This is a genomic window from Mastigocoleus sp. MO_188.B34, from assembly GCF_030065675.1.
Classification (GTDB): Bacteria; Cyanobacteriota; Cyanobacteriia; order Cyanobacteriales; family Nostocaceae; genus Mastigocoleus.
This window is the reverse complement of the sequence record NZ_JASJDK010000083.1, coordinates 12,640-30,316: the sequence shown is the minus strand read 5'-3', so window position 1 is coordinate 30,316 and position 17,677 is coordinate 12,640. Positions and strand designations below refer to the sequence as shown.

14 protein-coding genes are annotated in these 17,677 nt (G+C 37.1%); 10 read left to right on the top strand and 4 right to left on the bottom strand.

What is annotated here, in order from left to right; translation table 11 throughout:
* Positions 1-205: 205 nt before the first annotated feature.
* The gene (locus QNJ50_RS18715; RefSeq protein ID WP_300637978.1) at positions 206-835 is read left to right on the top strand and encodes a helix-turn-helix transcriptional regulator; all 630 of its coding nucleotides are present in this window, start codon (positions 206-208) and stop codon (positions 833-835) included.
* Positions 836-1,030: 195 nt separating this feature from the next.
* Here QNJ50_RS18715 and QNJ50_RS18710 read toward each other — a convergent pair whose 3' ends face one another.
* A complete protein-coding gene (locus tag QNJ50_RS18710) occupies positions 1,031-1,240 on the bottom strand; it encodes a hypothetical protein (RefSeq protein ID WP_027842382.1) in 210 nt (69 codons plus the stop codon).
* A 318-nt stretch (positions 1,241-1,558) separates the two neighbouring features.
* Between QNJ50_RS18710 and sodN the strand changes: the two genes are divergently transcribed.
* Positions 1,559-2,032: a superoxide dismutase, Ni gene (sodN, locus tag QNJ50_RS18705; RefSeq protein WP_300637975.1), complete on the top strand. Its 474-nt coding sequence runs from the start codon at positions 1,559-1,561 to the stop codon at positions 2,030-2,032.
* An 85-nt stretch (positions 2,033-2,117) separates the two neighbouring features.
* Positions 2,118-2,462, top strand: a complete 345-nt coding sequence (gene sodX, locus QNJ50_RS18700) for a nickel-type superoxide dismutase maturation protease (RefSeq protein ID WP_300637973.1) — start codon at positions 2,118-2,120, stop codon at positions 2,460-2,462.
* 19 nt (positions 2,463-2,481) lie between these two features.
* Here the strand turns inward: sodX and QNJ50_RS18695 are convergent, their stop codons facing one another.
* A complete protein-coding gene (locus tag QNJ50_RS18695) occupies positions 2,482-8,400 on the bottom strand; it encodes a translocation/assembly module TamB (RefSeq protein ID WP_300637970.1) in 5,919 nt (1,972 codons plus the stop codon).
* Positions 8,401-8,980: 580 nt separating this feature from the next.
* Here QNJ50_RS18695 and QNJ50_RS18690 point away from each other — a divergent pair.
* The 6 genes from QNJ50_RS18690 (at position 8,981) to QNJ50_RS18665 (ending at position 14,399) form a co-directional block, all read left to right on the top strand.
* Positions 8,981-9,394, top strand: coding sequence for a DUF3110 domain-containing protein (locus QNJ50_RS18690; protein WP_300637968.1), 414 nt, complete (start codon positions 8,981-8,983; stop codon positions 9,392-9,394).
* A gap of 116 nt (positions 9,395-9,510) precedes the next feature.
* On the top strand, positions 9,511-10,449 hold the full coding sequence (murQ, locus tag QNJ50_RS18685) for an N-acetylmuramic acid 6-phosphate etherase (RefSeq protein ID WP_300637966.1): 939 nt from the start codon (positions 9,511-9,513) through the stop codon (positions 10,447-10,449).
* A 702-nt stretch (positions 10,450-11,151) separates the two neighbouring features.
* Positions 11,152-11,613, top strand: a complete 462-nt coding sequence (locus tag QNJ50_RS18680) for a hydrocarbon-binding protein (protein WP_300637964.1) — start codon at positions 11,152-11,154, stop codon at positions 11,611-11,613.
* Between the two features lie 122 nt (positions 11,614-11,735).
* On the top strand, positions 11,736-12,107 hold the full coding sequence (locus QNJ50_RS18675) for a roadblock/LC7 domain-containing protein (RefSeq protein WP_300637962.1): 372 nt from the start codon (positions 11,736-11,738) through the stop codon (positions 12,105-12,107).
* A 159-nt stretch (positions 12,108-12,266) separates the two neighbouring features.
* Positions 12,267-12,827 (top strand): ATP/GTP-binding protein, encoded by a 561-nt coding sequence (locus QNJ50_RS18670; RefSeq protein ID WP_300637960.1) that lies wholly within the window; start codon positions 12,267-12,269, stop codon positions 12,825-12,827.
* Between the two features lie 405 nt (positions 12,828-13,232).
* Positions 13,233-14,399 carry a DUF4388 domain-containing protein gene (locus QNJ50_RS18665; RefSeq protein ID WP_300637958.1) on the top strand — a complete coding sequence of 389 codons (1,167 nt, stop codon included), beginning with the start codon at positions 13,233-13,235 and terminating at the stop codon, positions 14,397-14,399.
* 101 nt (positions 14,400-14,500) lie between these two features.
* On the opposite strand, the gene QNJ50_RS18660 is transcribed toward QNJ50_RS18665, so the two are convergent.
* Positions 14,501-15,109, bottom strand: coding sequence for a hypothetical protein (locus QNJ50_RS18660; protein ID WP_300637956.1), 609 nt, complete (start codon positions 15,107-15,109; stop codon positions 14,501-14,503).
* A gap of 199 nt (positions 15,110-15,308) precedes the next feature.
* A complete protein-coding gene (locus tag QNJ50_RS18655) occupies positions 15,309-15,893 on the bottom strand; it encodes a thylakoid membrane photosystem I accumulation factor (RefSeq protein ID WP_300637980.1) in 585 nt (194 codons plus the stop codon).
* Between the two features lie 379 nt (positions 15,894-16,272).
* Between QNJ50_RS18655 and QNJ50_RS18650 the strand changes: the two genes are divergently transcribed.
* Positions 16,273-17,610: a Mur ligase family protein gene (locus QNJ50_RS18650; RefSeq protein ID WP_300637954.1), complete on the top strand. Its 1,338-nt coding sequence runs from the start codon at positions 16,273-16,275 to the stop codon at positions 17,608-17,610.
* Positions 17,611-17,677 lie beyond the last annotated feature (67 nt).

Here is a 17,677-nt window from a genome sequence, read left to right as displayed (position 1 = left end):
ATCCAACTTAATCGGAGGATTTAAGAGGATTAAATATAATATTTTTTGGACTATTACTCTTCATTGAAAATAGTAATATTTTCATAAAAGTGCATACTACTTCTCAGTTAGCAGTTACCAATTACCAGATATCTATAAATGGCATTAGTGTGTATCTCTTGAATTTTTTCGCTGTCCACACAGTATCAACTTTATGGTGAATGATATGATTAATGTTTCAAAGATATCAACAAAAATAACAAAAGAAAATTATTCTTCAGTCAAGATTGATAATGTAAATTATCTAGAGACAGATTTTTTACAAAAAATCATTGAAAATTTGGCAGATGGGATATTAATTTTGAGCAAAACTGGTAGCATACTTTATGCGAATAAAGATGCAAATCATATTTGCTATCAGTTAAATCAATTTCTAAACAGCAAAAACTTAATTCCACCCAATATCTGGTATCTTTGTGAATCCTTAATTGAAAGTCACAGTTTATTTCCCGATAAAAATCTCATTCTATCAGATGAGATTAACATTGATAAATCAACAATTCTACGCATCAGAGTCAGATGGCTCAATTTAGATAAAATCAATAACTCCTGCTTGTTAATTACGATTGAAAATAGATATGAATCCCTAAAAAATACAGCCCTTGCAGAAGTAAAACAATATGATTTAACCCAACGAGAAGGGGAAATTTGGTTATTACACCGAGCTAATTACACTTATAAGGAAATTGCCGAACAACTTTACATCACTATAAACACTGTTAAAAAACATATGAAAAATATTCATGCTAAACGACAAAATTTATTCAACAGCATCCACAAACGGCATTTTTTCTAAAAGATTGTATTCATTTCGGATTTTAAAAACTGTAGTTAGTCCTTTCAGAAGTCAAATTTCATCAACATATTTAACTGAGCACCATCTCAAGGAGAGAAGTTTTGAAGATTCATTTATGAATTAGTTTGTAATTTCTACCTTGAGATAGTGTCAAATCAGTAAATAATATTAAGTAAGGATAGCGCTAGTCATAAACTAATAAAAAACCTCATTCTCAATTCCACGCCACCATTCACCTAAATTCATTAAATCTTGGTAAATTTCTTCAAGTTGCTGTAGGTATTCATCCTCAGAAAGTGTAGCTCGACGTTCCTGTAGTTTTTTAAGTCTGAGTTGTACTAACAGCCAAGGTTTGGATATACCATTAGTTTCTTCTATGAATTGGGCTAGTTCTTTGCTATCCATCTTTTTATTTAACAAAGTATTAACATCTAGACTGTTCTCATATCACCATTAAATAGAAATACGATTAACAATAAAAGAGGGCTAACCGATCGCTAATTAAATTTAGTTATTAACATCGAACTTTTTGCCGATCGCTGGTACTATCTATCCTTAAGTCTCGGGAATTTATTTAGTCTTAGGTTGGGTTGCTAGGCAACCCGAATCACACTAAGCTATATGGGGTGAGGGGGGATACTGAGTTACGGTCAGCCCAAAGCTCCATCAACCCTGCACCAACCGTTCTATGCATCTTCAAAGATAAACAAATCCGTAAATACCATGTTCAAGAAAATTGCTACCAGATTAAAAGATTGGTTCCCCGCACAAGAAGTACACGCTCACTGTGATGGTCCCTGCGGTGTTTACGATCCTGCTTCTGCAAGAATTACAGCTGAAGCAGTCCTCTCAATGACTAAAAAAATCGTGGCTCTGGAAGTTCCTGCAAGCGGCGATACCGCAGCAATGGTTGCTTACAACAATACTTTGTCCCGCTACATTGCAATTAAGGAAGAACAAGCTCAAAAAACCAAAGAAGATTTACTAATTCTTTGGACTGATTATTTCAAGCCAGTACATTTAGACAAATACCCCGATTTACACGACACTTTCTGGAAAGCTGCAAAACTTTGCTCTGCTTGTAAAGTAGAAGTAAGCCAACAACATGCAGAAGAACTCATGGCTGCTGTTGAAAAAATCCACAATATGTTCTGGGCTACCAAAGACCGTAATGTTACTTGGTACAAAGCTAGCTAGAGCATAGCGAAGAAAATCTATTAGTTTGAGGCTGATATAGTAGATTATTGTTTCGATTAAGCGATTTTATTGGTGTAAATAAGGGATGAAAGAGGAATTAGCAGTTGCAAACAAATTATTACTGCTAATACTGGGAAAGCGAAAGCGACTACGAGTAACTGGTCCCTCCATGATTCCTCTACTCCAACCCGGAGAAGAAATTTTATTCGATCCCAAAGCTTATCGACATTCATTTCCTCGAATTGGTGATGTTGTTGTTGCACAACATCCGTACCAAGTGAAGCAAATAGTGAAGCGAGTGGCTTTGGTACTTGAAGATGGTTCTTGCTTTCTCGAAGGCGACAACCCCGATGCAAGTACCGATAGCCGCTCCTATGGTTTTATACCCTTAAGCAAAATTATCGGTCGCGTCACCTGTAAGTTTCCTTAGTAGGGGATTGGGGATTGGCTCAAAACCGCTTTTGATATTCCATAAAGACCCGCGTATCATCAAATAAATTGGTAGACCCACGCAAACGAACTCGATCGTTGACTCGATAGTTAACTCCCCATTGGAACGGGTCATCGTCAGTTAAGATTTTGATCCCGGAAACGGAGATTTTTTTAGTTATATCAATTCCAGCTTCCGCAGCAATTTCTAAACTAGAGTAGTTTCTTCCTGCTTCACGATCTTCAGAAATAATAGTGGGAAATACTCGAAATTCACTCAAACCAAAAGCGGTACCAATTTGATTGAATGTTGATTGCAGATTATTGAATACTGCTGAACCGGCGATATTAATTAAACCCAAGGTACTTTCACCCCGTCCCTGAGTATTGACAAATCCACCACCAAGCAAAGATACTATCTCAGTTTTGCTACGAGCAGGACTGCTGGTTAATTCCAAATTTTCTTTGAGTTTGCTTGCTGGTCCTTCAATATTCGCTTCTACGCGCACACTTTCCAACGCTGACAAACCTGTAATATTTTCCCTGGTCAATTTAGTAGTTTGAATTGTATCCAAAACCTTTGCGAACAAATGAATATCTAAATCGGGGTCATTTGGTCGGTTTTTTCTGAAAGTTGCTGTATTCTTTTCGCCGCGAGCCAATTTAAATTGGGTAGTGAACAGATTAACGTTACCTTTCTTTAAACTAATTTTTCCTTCAGGTATGGGTTTTTCTAAGGAACCAGTAAGGTTTAATTCCCCAGTAGCTTTAAAATTTAAAATTGGCGGACGAGTAATTTCAAGGTTTTTACCCAAGGTTAGTTGTAAATTGTTAAACCTTGTGACTGATTCTCCGTTCATTATTTCATCTGCTTTATTTGATTTTAAAGATGAAAAAATCAAACTATCATTATCAGAGTTCACAGGTTCGCTAGACTCAGCAAGCAATACTTTTCCATTACTTAGTTCTACTTTTCCTCCCACCTTCGGGTCGAAGATTGAACCTGTTATTTCTAAACCGCCACTCACACCTCCTTCGTATAGACCTTTCATATTTAAAGTTAATTTTTCTAGGTCAATTTTCAGAGGATTTTCTATTTGAGTTTGCAAATCATTAAATATGGGAATTACTCCCACCGCAGCGATTTTTCCTTTACTAAATTGACCCTGGAGATTATTGACAATAATGCGGTCAAAATCAAAATCAATATTTCCTGTCACTCCCGTAATTTTTTCTGGTAAAGCTTGAGCAGAAAAAGTAGCGTTTTCAATTTTTGCTAAACCAATTGCTTCTGGCTTTTCTAAGGTTCCACGTACGGAAACATCAATTTTTCCTTTACCTTCTTCGAAGGTTAATCTGTCGGTAAATAAATTTAATAAAGCTAATCCCCGGTCTTTTACCTGCAGATCCAGTTGGATATTTTTGTTATCGGAAGCAAAGGTACTCTCATATAGTTGATAAGGAATGCTACCTTTAATCCGCACTGGTTCTTCACTGGTAATTGCAACATCGCTACCAAAATTCAAACGTCCGTTAGAGTAACTAAAACTAGCACTAGCTGAATGTAATCCTTGCTGATTGAGATAACCATCGGTAATTTCCAATTCTCCCCGGGCTTGGGGATTTTCCACACTACCACTTAACGCTGCTGTGGCGTTGATATTACCATTTAAACTAACTGGTAATTCCACAAAGTTATTCAGCATCTGCAAAGGAAAATTATTTACCCTTAATTGACCAAACTGTTCGGTACCGCCAATATTACCGGTAAAAGCTATTAATTGGTTTTTCGATTCAATCCGTAATGGTCGTAATTGTAAAATTCCCCGGTCAAGTTTACCTTGAGCAATAATCTGTTCAAAATTGTAAAAGCGACCTGGTTGGTTTTTCTTACCCCAAGCAAAATTCTGACCTTGAAAATTGAATTCAATTTTTGGCTCTTTACTTGTAAGAGTGTCAATTTTTATCTTTGTATCAAAAGTTCCTTTTAAATCTGCAACTTTTGGTAAGGGAGAAGCATCCTGTTCCTGTTGTTTCTGTTGGTTTAAGCGTTCTTTAACTTCGGAAAAGCGTTGTAGTTGGGTGTATAAGGATTGATTTGCTAAACCTACAACTTGAGTTCCACCAAGATCACCAGCTTTACCGTAAGTCGGTCGATTAAAACCATGTTGAAAATCTTCTAGCTCAAATAACTGAAAAGCTGCTAAAACATCTTGAGCTTTTCCTTGATTGACATTAATTTCACCTTTTAACTGCGGTCCTTGGTTCCCTTGAATGATGGTACCGACAGCTTCATATTTACTCTTACCTTTTATAAAGCTGCTATTTTTTAAGGTTAGTTTATTTCGATCTAAGTTAAACTTTGCTAGAAGGCGATCGCCCTCAATTCTACCAATTTGTGGTTGGTCGATTGTCAAATCACCTGTGGTTGCAAAAGTTTTTTTGTTAACCTGAAAATTTCCACTTAAGGAACCAGCAACACTTCCAGGTCCAACCATACTGGTCGGTGGTAAATTTAAATTAAAAAGTTTTAAAGGAATTTTTTCTGTCTTGATTGCTAAATTGTTCCCACGCAATTTTCCAGATGCAAAGGCTTGGTTGTGACGCACTGAAAAGGATCGTGGTTGCTGATTTCGATCCAAATTAAAGGCAATACGGTCATTTTGACCTGCTACATTTAAATTGAAGCCACCCCCGGATCCAACTTGAATATCTCCATTTAATAAAGGTTCAAAATCTAATTGGTTGACTCGTAAATCTTTAACGCTTATTTGACCTTGAACATTGGGAACAGGTAACTTTCCTGTAACTTTACCCTGGAAATCAGCTTTACCTGCAACTCGAACTACCTTGGGGAGATTTAAAGGCAAGGAATTTAAATTATAATCTTTTGCAATAATATCAAGATTTAAATTCGTAATTTCCGGCATTCCGGCTGTTTCTGCGTTCGCCGATATATAACCCTTTGCACTAAAACCGGGAGCCTCGGCTTGTTTGATATTTAACCTTTCACCGTTCCAAGCAAATGTTGTCTGCAGAGGTCGCTCAATACCTGGAATTCCTTGGGATAATTTTACTTTACCTGCTGCTTGTGCTCCGGCCAAATTTAGCTGGGACAACTTACCAGTTATTTGTAAATTACCTTGCAATTGTCCTTGTAATTCTGGATGAAATTGATTTAACTGCACCCCACTTGCATCTATAAATGCTTGATAGTTACCTTTTGCAATCTGAATATTATCTATGCTTGCTTCACCGCCAGCAACATTCAACTTTGCTTCACCAACTGCTTCAACATGTTTTTGAATGTCTTCCGGTTGTAGAGACTCTAAAGACCCTGTAACTTTTAATTCACCGTTGACATCTCCCTGGACTTGTGACGGAACTGGAGCGAAGGATTGCAAGGGTAAATTCCGAGCATTAATCTGAGTGCGATAGCGATCTCCGACTACCTTTATGTTAGATGCTGTTAATGTACCTCTACCAACATCTAAACGAGCTTCTCCTTGACCATGAATCCCTTGTGTTTGCAAAGATTTTAAAGAACCAGCAAGATTGAACTCACCGGTTAATTGTCCCTGAAATTGTTTGGGTAACTGGGGAGCTAATTTTTCTAAAGGTATTTTATTTGCTTCTAATTTTGTCTGATACTGACCGTTGGCTATTTGGATATCCTTTGCATAGATTGCACCACCGGGAAGATTTAACTGTGCGTTTCCACTCGCTTTAATACTACTCGGACTAAAAGACTCTGCAGAACCAGTAATATCAAATTCGCCCTTGACCAATCCCTGCAATTGTCCTGACAATTGGGGAACTAATTGCGCTAGTTGAATATTGTTTGCAAATAACTTTGCTCCATAAGAACCATTATTTAGTTCAATATTCTTAGCATTTACAGTACCTCCAGCAAGATTTAACTTACCCTCACCCCGAACTCGTAAATTTTTTACAGCTGTCTCTTGACGCGAACCAGAAATTTGTAAAGAACCATCCAAGGAAGCATCAAGGGGATCAAATGGAGAAACTTGTTCTAATAACTGTGCTAGCTGCACCTCATTCGCAACTAATTTGGCATTAAACTCTTGTTCATTTAATTCTACCTCTGAAATCGCTACCGTTCCCCCAGCTAAAGATATTCGTGCGCTTTGCGAACGGATGGTTGCAACTCCAAAAGAATTAGATTTACCAGTAATAATTAAACGACCCTTAAGTTTCGCATCACCCAACGATATATTTTCTAATAGTTCCGGGTTTGCAAAACGTTCTACCTGTACCCCATCAGCATCAGCGATCGCCTTCCAAGCTTTTTCATTCCAGTTACCCCGAACCTTAACCCTACCACCAGCCATAGCTAGCTTCACATCTCTAAAAGATACACTTTTGTCCGGGGCAACAACCACCTCACCGTGCATCGGATAAGTAGCTTGGGGCGCTCGAAATTGTATCTTTGTCTGCGCGCTACTGGGAACTCCATTAATGCTAACTTGTGCTCCAACATTACCAATTCTTATTGGCGGAATTGTCTTATAAAGTTTGGCGATCGCATCCCCAGAAAAGTTCTTGGCTTGAAAATTTAACTTAACTTCTGGTTGTTCACCCAGTTGAATTATCCCTCCCCCGATCGCCTGTCCACCAAGCGCCGCTTCACCTCGAAGATTAGTGAGTTTAACTAAACCAGATGTGGGAGTAAAAGAAAATTGTCCGCTAGCACTTTTTAAATTTACTTTATCAATTTTTGCCGCTTCAATACTGCGAACATTACCTAATAATAATGGATTATATAATTTGCCTGTTAATTTTAAATCTGCTTTTAATAAACCAGTTGTATCAATCGGTAAAGTAAAACCAAGAGTTTTTTGAGCTACTTGGCAATCAATCCCATTAACCTTCGCCTTCAGATCGTAACCATTAGCAGTATGAATGGTTCCTTGACCCACCAAAGGAAGTTTGCCATAATTCGTTGTCACGTCCCGGAGTGTCATTTTTAATCCGTCAAAATGGACGCGTCCGTGGGACTTAACAAAAGCTTTAGGAGCTTGGGGTACTTTTAAATTAAGGTCTTCAAAATCTGCACGACCAAACAACAACGCCTGCTTTCCTGGAGACCATTGAATGTTTAAATCCCCCCGAGCGCGACCAGCTTGAAAATTAACTGGTAAAGGTATTAAGCGTGTAATATCTGACGCAAATATTTCTCTTGCTTTAAGATTAAAATTAAATGCTAAAGTTCGAGGGCGGGCTTCTCCTTCTAAAGCTAAACTTCCCCCTAAAGCCGGATTACCTTTAACGCGAAACTTAACTAGCTGGTAGTCGTCTGATAACTGGGCGATACCGTGAACTCCATCAAATTTCAAGGATATTGCAGATTTATTCCCATTTAAACCGGTAACACCTTGGGATTTTGGCACAGGAAAATTCCTGACTTTTCCTTCTTGGGGACGATAAGGTACCAACACTAAATTGGCATTGTGTAACCGTAACTTATCTAAATCAATCTTAATGAATCCTTCCCGACCCGTATTATTTATACTTGTGTCAACCCAAACGCCTCTTTCGTCCTGTTCAATATAAACATCAGGGTTTACTAATGTTACATCGAGCTTTAACTTGCGATGAAATAGCAACTGTAACGGGTCAAATCCAACTTCCACAGCTTCAGCAATTACTCGGTCAGGGTCAGTTGCAGTCTGTGGAATCATCGAAGTCCCAAACTGTACTCCCGCAAGGGAAAAACCTTGGACATCTCCCAACTCAATTGGACGTTTGAGAATATTAGTTAAGCTTTCTTCCGCTAATGGGGCTAGTTCGTTCTCGACAAAATTTCGTAATCGCCAAAGCCCACTAGCCATTGTCACAGCTAAAATTCCACCAACGGCTATACCTGTGCGACTGATAAACAATAACCGAGTCGATTTGTTATCGAGAGAAATAGTCATGTGGTTTTACCGTTTACTAGCCCAGTTTTAGGAACGCGCAATAAAAAATAATCTTTATACAACAACTTTTATTTCTAATCCAGCATACATACCTTAGCTCAGATTATGACTTGAAATAGATGGTTCGTTCAGTCGCTTGGGGAATATTGGGGGAAAAATACCGGAGAATAAAGATACCTCTTAAACATTTTGAAGTTTTGATATTTTGAAGTTTTGATATTTTGAATTGAAGTTTTAAAATTTTGAAGCTTTGTTCGTAAGCTGCTATTAAATATCAATTAATGACTTATCCAATTTTGTTGTCACAATTGCTAACAACTTCATATGGAATAATTTATTGTTGGGGTAACCTAACAACTGACTTACTTAACCGGTTAATATCAAGAACCTAGAGCTTGTCAGTGGCTTTGCCTGTTCGGCTGAAATGTCAGATCCAAAATACATCTAAAATTAATATGCTAAGTGATTTTAATCGAGTCAGGAAAATATCAGGAAAGCGATCGTTTAACCTCGACTTTCTGAGTTCTACAACCTAGAACTTTAATATGAATAAATTCAAAAAGAAAGGTAGATAAGACCCATGCGTGTATTTGTATTACTTTTCAATGCAGGAACGGAAAACGAAGGAATTCATACAATTCGCATTGGCGATCGTGATAAGGTGCTAATGTTTGAATCAGAAGATGATGCAAATCGTTTTGCATTGATGCTAGAAGCACAAGACTTTCCTTCACCCACTGTGGAAGAAATTGACTCTGAAGAAATAGATGAATTCTGTGCCAGTTCCGGTTACGAATCAGAGCTAGTCCCCGCGAATGGTTCTTTGGTACTTCCTCCAGAGGTTAACGTAGAAAAAACTGACTGGGAAGCAGATAAGCCAGAAGAAAGTTCCACAAAAACAGAAGAGTCAGCAGACAATGAAAGTCCACAAGCAGGTGAAATGTCGGAAGCCGAGCTTGACAAGATTCGCCGCAAACTGGAAGGATTACTGTAATTTATTATGTAGTTTATTATGTATTCAATCATCATAATCGCCAGCGGTCAGAGGTGATTCTGCAGAAGAAAAACGACCGTTAAATTAACCATTTCGAAAAAATTATAATTGGGTAGATGACAAACTTGCACGAACGCGGACATCTTTTGACAGAGCAGATTAATTCTGACAGTTTAAATTTAGATCTACTTAGTTCAGAAGAATTAGTAGAGCTATTTAATCGGGAAGACGAAAAAGCTGTTGCAGCTGTTGCATCCGCAAAGAAACAATTATCAGAAGCCATTGATCGCACTGCCAAAAATTTAAGTCAGGGTGGCAGATTATTTTACATCGGCGCGGGTACTTCTGGAAGATTAGGAGTACTAGATGCATCTGAATGTCCACCAACCTTCTGTACTCCTCCCGAACTAGTACAGGGAATTATTGCTGGTGGAGACAAAGCACTCAGACGCAGTTCCGAACAACTAGAAGACAACACTGAAGATGGAGAAGCAATCATTGGCGAATACCAAATTAATAAACTAGATGTAGTAGTTGGTATTACAGCAGGTGGAACAACTCCTTACGTTCTCGGAGCCTTGAATGGAGCTCGTGCTGTGGGAGCAACAACAATTTTTATGACTTGCGTCCCCCAAGATCAAGTTTCCAGTTCAGCAGATATTGATATTCGGCTGTTAACCGGAGCTGAAATCTTAGCAGGTTCCACTCGCCTTAAAGCAGGTACAGCAACAAAACTAGCCTTAAATATCCTTTCTACTGGTGTAATGGTACGTTTAGGCAAAGTTTATGGTAATCGCATGGTAGATGTTGCAGTCACAAATCAGAAATTACACGACCGTGCTTTGCGAATTCTACAAGACCTTACTGGTTTAACTCGCGATACTGCTAATGTTTTGTTAGGTCGCAGTGGAAAGCGAGTCAAGTTAGCCCTATTAATGCATTGGACTGGCTTAGGAAAAGAAGCTAGCAATCAACTTCTATCAGCACATGATAATAATCTGCGTGCCGCAGTAAACAGCCACAAGCAGCATAGTAACTCTAACTCGGTAAACTGAATTCCCGCTACTAAACTGTGGGAGTTTTACACATTGTACAGAAGAACAGCATATTATTCTGCCGTAACTACCCGGAAATCAATAGGATTTTTAGCTACTTATTTTTAGCTACTAAACTTTGTTTTCTGTCAAGCTAAGTTTAAACAAACCATAACTTAGCCCCTTCGTCCATGGAATTCAGAGGTAACAAAAACTACTATTTTTTCATTTTATTGGGGTTTTCAGTATAATTAAAAACGTCAAGTTCATATATTTTATCCCACTGAATTAATTCAGGGAAAATACGATCAAAATCAATTCATAAAACATAATTTAAATACATAATATTTATTGTAGTGTTTGATACTATTTTATTGATAAATAGAAAAAAATATAATTTTCAATATTTTATCGAATGCATAAGATTGTTTATTGGAGCATAATCCAACAATCTATATCTTAGAAAATGCTTTAAGAATCTGAATAAATAATATTACATCTATAGTCCAAGTAATAAATGAATAAAATCGATTTACATTGGTATTAAAAAGTAATTTGTTATGGAATAATTACTTTACAGTAACAAGCTTGAATTTCAGTGAAAATACTAACTGCAACTGTAAATGACAAGTTTAGTTATAAGTGTAACCTCTGTTGGCGTTGAAGATTGTACTCTAGATAATCGAAAATGCGAGCTGCTATAAACAAGGAGTATTATTTTTAATGGCACGTCCGGAATTAGGAGATTTATGCTCCGTCGTATGTTACAAAAGCGCAGTTGTGGGGATGGAAGAAGCTCTAGGAGAGAAAGCAACTGCTATTGCTTTAACAGCTGCTGGTCGTTCGCGAGGTAAGCAGCTAGCAAAAGAATTAGAGCTAGCAAATTTATCAAGCTCTTTAGACACAGTTACCAGTAAAATTGAAAGTGTGCTCGGTAAAGATGGATTTCGTCTTTGTAACGTAGAAAAAATCATCTCTGAGGGCGATATTATTAGAGTTATTGCTTCTGAAACATTGTGTTCTGCCGCTGAACCCCAAGGCTCTATGCGCAAATGTACGTTCACATTAGGTGCAGTTTGGGGAATTTTAGAACAAGTATTTGGTAAACGCTTGCGAGGCAAACAAGTAGAATCTGTATTGCGCGGAGGTAGTCATGACGTGTTTGAATTTTCTGTTTTAGGATAATCAATACCGGAAACACACTACTTAAATACTAAATTGATTTAACTATTCAGATTGCAAACATAGATTAAATATAGAAATAAATACTCTTATTCAATTAATGGAAAATCAAGAGGCTATCGAAAATGGCAATTAATTCCGCCAAGTTAGAAAACATTTTGCAAAATTTTGTCAGCGGTACCAATGATATTCAAGGTGCAACCCTTGTAACTCCTGATGGATTATCCCTTGCTGCAGCTTTACCTCCAGGTATGGATGATGAAAGAGTATCGGCAATGTCAGCGGCGATGCTATCTTTAGGAGAGCGAATTGGAAGTGAATTGGATAGAGGGCTTACAGAACGTATCTATGTTGAAGGGGACCGGGGAATTGGAGTACTGACTAACTGTGGTGAGGAAGCTTTACTTTTAGTACTAGCCAGTCACTCGGTTAAACAAGGTTTATTAATGTTAGAAATTAAACGTCTTGTTTCAGAACTTAAGCTGATTTTAATGTAGTATATTGCCCAAGTGATTCTTGTTTTATATTAATAATTCGCGCGAAGGTTAAGTTCCCAGGAAGATCCAAATATATTTTCTCGGGAACAGTCCCATCTGTTTTTTTTGACTTTAAAAAATACCAGCTAAATTTGTCATCTATTTTAATTAAACAAGTATATGGAAATAATGCGTTTAGTTGTGACTGGACCTGTGGGTGCGGGAAAATCAACGTTTATCCGTTCGGTTAGCGAAATAGAAGTCGTGGATACAGATCGCCACGCAACAGATGAAACAGCATTACTCAAACAGAGAACTACGGTTGCTTTTGACTTTGGAAGATTACAGTTCGGTTCTGATATGGCACTACACCTTTATGGTACACCTGGTCAAGAAAGATTTAACTTTATGTGGGACATGTTAATCCGCAAAGCCCATGCTTATGTATTGTTAGTCGCGGCTCATAGACCGAGTGAATTCCGTTACGCCCGTCGTGTAATCAACTACATGAATCAACAAGCGCAAATCCCAATGATTATTGGTTTAACCCATATTGATTGTCCGGGTGCTTGGACTGAAGAAAATGTTGCGATTGCTCTTGGCTACATACACGAACATAACAGACCACCAATTGTCAGTGTTAATCCAACAGAAACATCATCTGTAGCAAAAACAATTATGACTCTAGTACAGCACTATATGAATAATTCAAAGAAGGAAGCATCGTCTATCTCGGGATAAATTTAAGTTATATTTTTGTTTTTTGTTTGACCTAACTAAGTAACTTAATAATAAAAATTGATACTTTGGATGAATAATTTGGCTCGATAATTTAGAAGTTATTCTTGATTGCAAATAACTAACACTATATCCACAGTTAGTTATGATTTTAGTCTTAGTTGTTTGCTAATTTATTCGTTACAAAGATTGGCAAAAATTTAGTATTTAGAAATTCATCAAAAAATCCATAAAGATAAAATCATAAAAGTATAGTCATAAAAATAGAGTCATAAAATCAAAAATACTGAAACTATTTTTATACTATTTAATCAAGACTCTTTAATTACATTAAAACTTAAATAACATAGTATAAAATTGAACAATTACAGGATAATTACTAACTATTGATATTTGATAAGGGAAGATATGGCATTTACTGGTTATTTATCACAATTTTCTTTACCAGAGTTATTTCGGTTTTTAGAAGAAGGATATAAGACTGGTTTACTAACAATTCGTCAATTAAATTCTAATAGTTCACAATCTAAGCATTCACAATCTAACTATTTACCATCTAACTATTCGCCTTCCACTGACTCAAGTTCTAATAATTTACATCCTAATTTAATAACTGAAACTCATTATATTTGGTTGCAACAGGGTCGTATATTAGCTGCTGCTGAGTCTTTAGATAATCAGGGTTTAATATCAATACTTTCCAAGCGAGGCTGGAATAAGAGTAACTTAACTTTGAAGGATTTTGAGGAACATTCTTCCACTAAAACAACAATGGGTTTGTACCTCAAATCTCAAGGAATAGTCAAAGCAGAGCAGTTAATGCTTTTATTTCGCGCTCAAGTAACTGAAAAAATTTCACCCTTATTTGAGCTTAATAATGCAGAGTTCAATTTTGAAGCAAATTCTTCCCTCCCATTAGCAGAAATGACCGGTTTAAGTATACCTGCAACGGAAGCTACGCTTATGGGTTTGCGCAATTTAGAAGAGTGGAATCAGCTATCAGCTAAACTACCAGATCCAACCTCTAGCATTTTGGCTAAGACCCAAGAAAGACCGAAAATCCGCTTAGAGTATAAGGAATCCCAAGTATGGAAATATGCTAATGGTAGTTCATCTGTACAGAAAATATCTGAAGAACTTAAGTTTCCTCTGGAAAAAGTACAGCAAATAGCTTTTCGACTAATTGTTAGTAATTTAGTTGAAGAAGTTTTTATGTTAAAGGGTAGTAATAGTCTTGGAAGTAGGGATAATTTAGGGGAGCAGCTGCAGAACCATAGCAGTAATAATAAAGTAAAAGTTTTTTCTGAAACAGATGCTTTAAGTAAAGTTACAGAAACTAAAGACACAGAAAACAAAGTAAAAGAACTTCAATACCAGCAAAATACTCAAAATTTGAGTACTCAAAATTTAGTGAATTCATCATACTCAAAATTATCTCAAACAAGAAGACAGGAAAATAGTTCTGTTACGAGTTCAAAGTTAGGAACAGAACTCGATACTGTAAGTAAAACTAATATGAGTCAATCTTTTCTCCAAAATTTAGTTGGTTTTCTCCAGGAAAAAATTGAAAATTAAATATGAGAGTAGTTTTAACTCCTGACTCCTGAATCCTAATTTATAATTCCCGATCCTGAATTCTAAAATATCTATATCTATTATCGCTACAAATCAATAAATCAGCCGATTGGTAAATTTCCGGGATTTACTGCATGAATGAATTCACTACCAGAAGCAGGAAATCCCCTTTGATAGCAAGCTTCATCAGGTTTACCCCAACCTAATTGTAAAATTATTTCCAAAAAATCAGACTTTTCAAAAGCATTTAAACTAGCCCATTCAGTTCTGAGAATAATTCTATCTACATCAACTTGCTTAATTTGTTGATATTGTTTACCACTATTAAAACTCAAATATAAATCCATCCCGGGGGAAACTCGTTCCCAAAACTCCAGGATGGATTGTTTTGCTTCTTTTAGAATTTCCAAGTCATCGGAGATCGCAATTAATTGAGGATGAACTTCAGGATAGCGCAAGGTCTTACCTTTAACCTTTACTTCCTGTACAATAATTCCAGAAACTTGGTATTCCCGTTGATAATCATGAATTGCGGCTTTAAATTCTTGATAAGCGGTAAATTTTTGTAGTCCATCTGTTCTGATAAACTGATCGATTACGGGATTACCAGAAACAGTAACCTCTAACTTCAATCGTTCTCCTTTAAGACAAGCTTGGCGTTCGGAAGCCAAAATTTGAATTAAATCGTCAGTATTATAAACCTTTGACATCAGATCCCACTCTATCTGTCATTGGGTATTGAGCTATATAAACCAGCTAAACTTATTGTCCAATAAATTATTGTTTTCCCAGTCAACTTTTATTTAAATCTACCAAAACATAACAATATTATCTCTCGAATACCACTAAGATGTAGTATCTAATATTACTAAAAAATAAGGGGACAGACTGACTTGCCTGTCCAAAAAATTATTGCGCTAATTCGCTACTGAACTCATTAAATGAGCGCCGCTTTAGTTCTGCCGACTCAGTGCGAGGTAGTAAATCAAACACTTTCCTGAATTCATCATCTATTTTTTCATAAGGTACTTGACCCTTCTCATTTAAGATGACATCTCCAGCCTTATTAAAAGCTACAACTTGGGGAACACCACCGGTATAGTAGTAACCTGGTTCATTAGGGCTATAGGTTTTTTTCTGATAAATGGTATCTACATCTACTGGAATAATCTCTACCGCATTACCATAGTAAGCTTGAACTTGGGAAACAACGATCGCATATTTTTTGCAATCACTGCTATCATCAACATAAAAAGTTAGGATTGCAGGCTTATGTTCTGCTAAGGCTTGTGCCAAGGTAGCTTGTGGTGGTACTAAAGAACCATTTCCGGCATACACGACAAAAATATTACCGTCATACCTGTCATCATCAATACCTGCAAATGCTGGCTGAGTAAAGACGACGAGCAGAGAAAATAATATTGAGAAAAGCAACAAAAACTGCCGGAATCTACAAATAAATCGACGTAAGAATTGCAACCTGACTTGAATCATTAAAACAACCTTTGCTTTGATATTTTCATGCTGAACTGTACTGACTAGGGAACTAATCGGTAGAAATATAATTACTTCCACTATTCATCAACTTTTAAGATAACGTTTAACAGTTATCAGTTAACTGTTTTCTGTTCTCTGTTCCCTATTAAAAGAAACAATGACAAATAAATTTTGTGATGTGAAGACTGGCTTTTTGAGTGGGGATTCGTTAAACTCGCGCTTATTATAAGACATGCCCGATTCATAATGTAGAACGTACTACTGGTACATCTACCCCAAATCAGGGATAAAGCTTTGCTTAAAGCACAGTTAAGTATCCTGTTTCTAATTCAAAAGACTATAAGCTAACAACTATTGTTTGAATTGAGTACGTAAAGTGGGAAAAGATATTCAATTTGCAGATAAGTTGCGATTGGGATTGGCGGTATCGGTCGCTAAAAGTGTCACCTTTTTTGTGCGATCGCTACGTTTAGGTGCAGCATCAGTTTTACCTGGTTCTATCGCTCGTCGGATTGAACCGCAGCTTTTGACATTATTAAGTCAGCAGGTAAAAAGTGGAATAATTTTGATTGCTGGGACAAATGGTAAAACTACTACTTCCCTACTATTAAGAAGCATTTTGGAACGTAAAGGGTATCGAGTTGCACATAATGCAACGGGTGCAAATCTGGAAAATGGTTTAGTTACAGCCTTAATGGAGAGTGCAAATTCTGTTGGCGATTTAAATGTAGACTATGCCATTTTGGAAGTAGATGAAAATATTGTCCCCAAAGTACTTACTCCAATTCAACCAAAAATTATTCTTTGTTTAAACCTATTTCGTGACCAACTCGATCGCTATGGGGAAGTTGATAGTATCAGCAAGCGCTGGACAAAGGTGATTTCTACCTTACCTGCAGATACGGTAGTTATTCCTAATGCTGACGATCCCACTTTATGCTACCTCGGTCAGCAGTTGAAGCAAAAAGTATCATTTTTTGGTTTAAGTGAACCCAAAAAGTATTTAGAAAAAATCCAACATGCAGTTGATTCAATTTACTGTCCCCGTTGCGGACATTCTTTAGATTATCAAGGTGTGTACTTATCCCATTTGGGAGATTTTACTTGTCCTAGTTGTGGTTTCAGTAAAAGTCAACCCACCCTCAATAGCCAAGAATGGGAACAAGTTTTGGTTGGTTTATATAACAAATACAATACTTTAGCTGCAGCAACCGCTGCTGTTGAATTGGGAATTGATGAAAAAACTATCCACGATACAATTCCAACTTTCCAAGCAGCATTTGGACGCGCAGAAGAATTAGAAATAGATGGTAAACGAGTAAGAATTTTATTATCCAAAAACCCTGTTGGGACTAATGAAACCATTCGCGTAGTTACCCAAAGTAATGATAAAACCACCCTGCTGGTACTTAACGACCGAGTACAGGATGGTGAAGACGTATCTTGGATCTGGGATGTTGATACTGAAAAACTGGTCGAACGTGGTGGAACTTTAGTGGTTAGTGGCGATCGCGTTTACGATATGGCTTTACGCCTGCGCTACAGCGAAAACACCGCTGACAGTAAGTTAAATCTAATAATCCAACAGGACTTAAAACAAGCAATTGATGTAGCTTTAAAGAACACCCCAGATGATGAGACGTTACACATCTTACCGACATATACAGCGATGTTAGATGTGCGAGAAATCTTAACAGGGAAGAAGATAAGGTGATTTGGGGAAGAGTAATTAAGTAATAAGTAATGAGTAATGTTAGCGCAGCGGGGCGCGTAAGCGCACA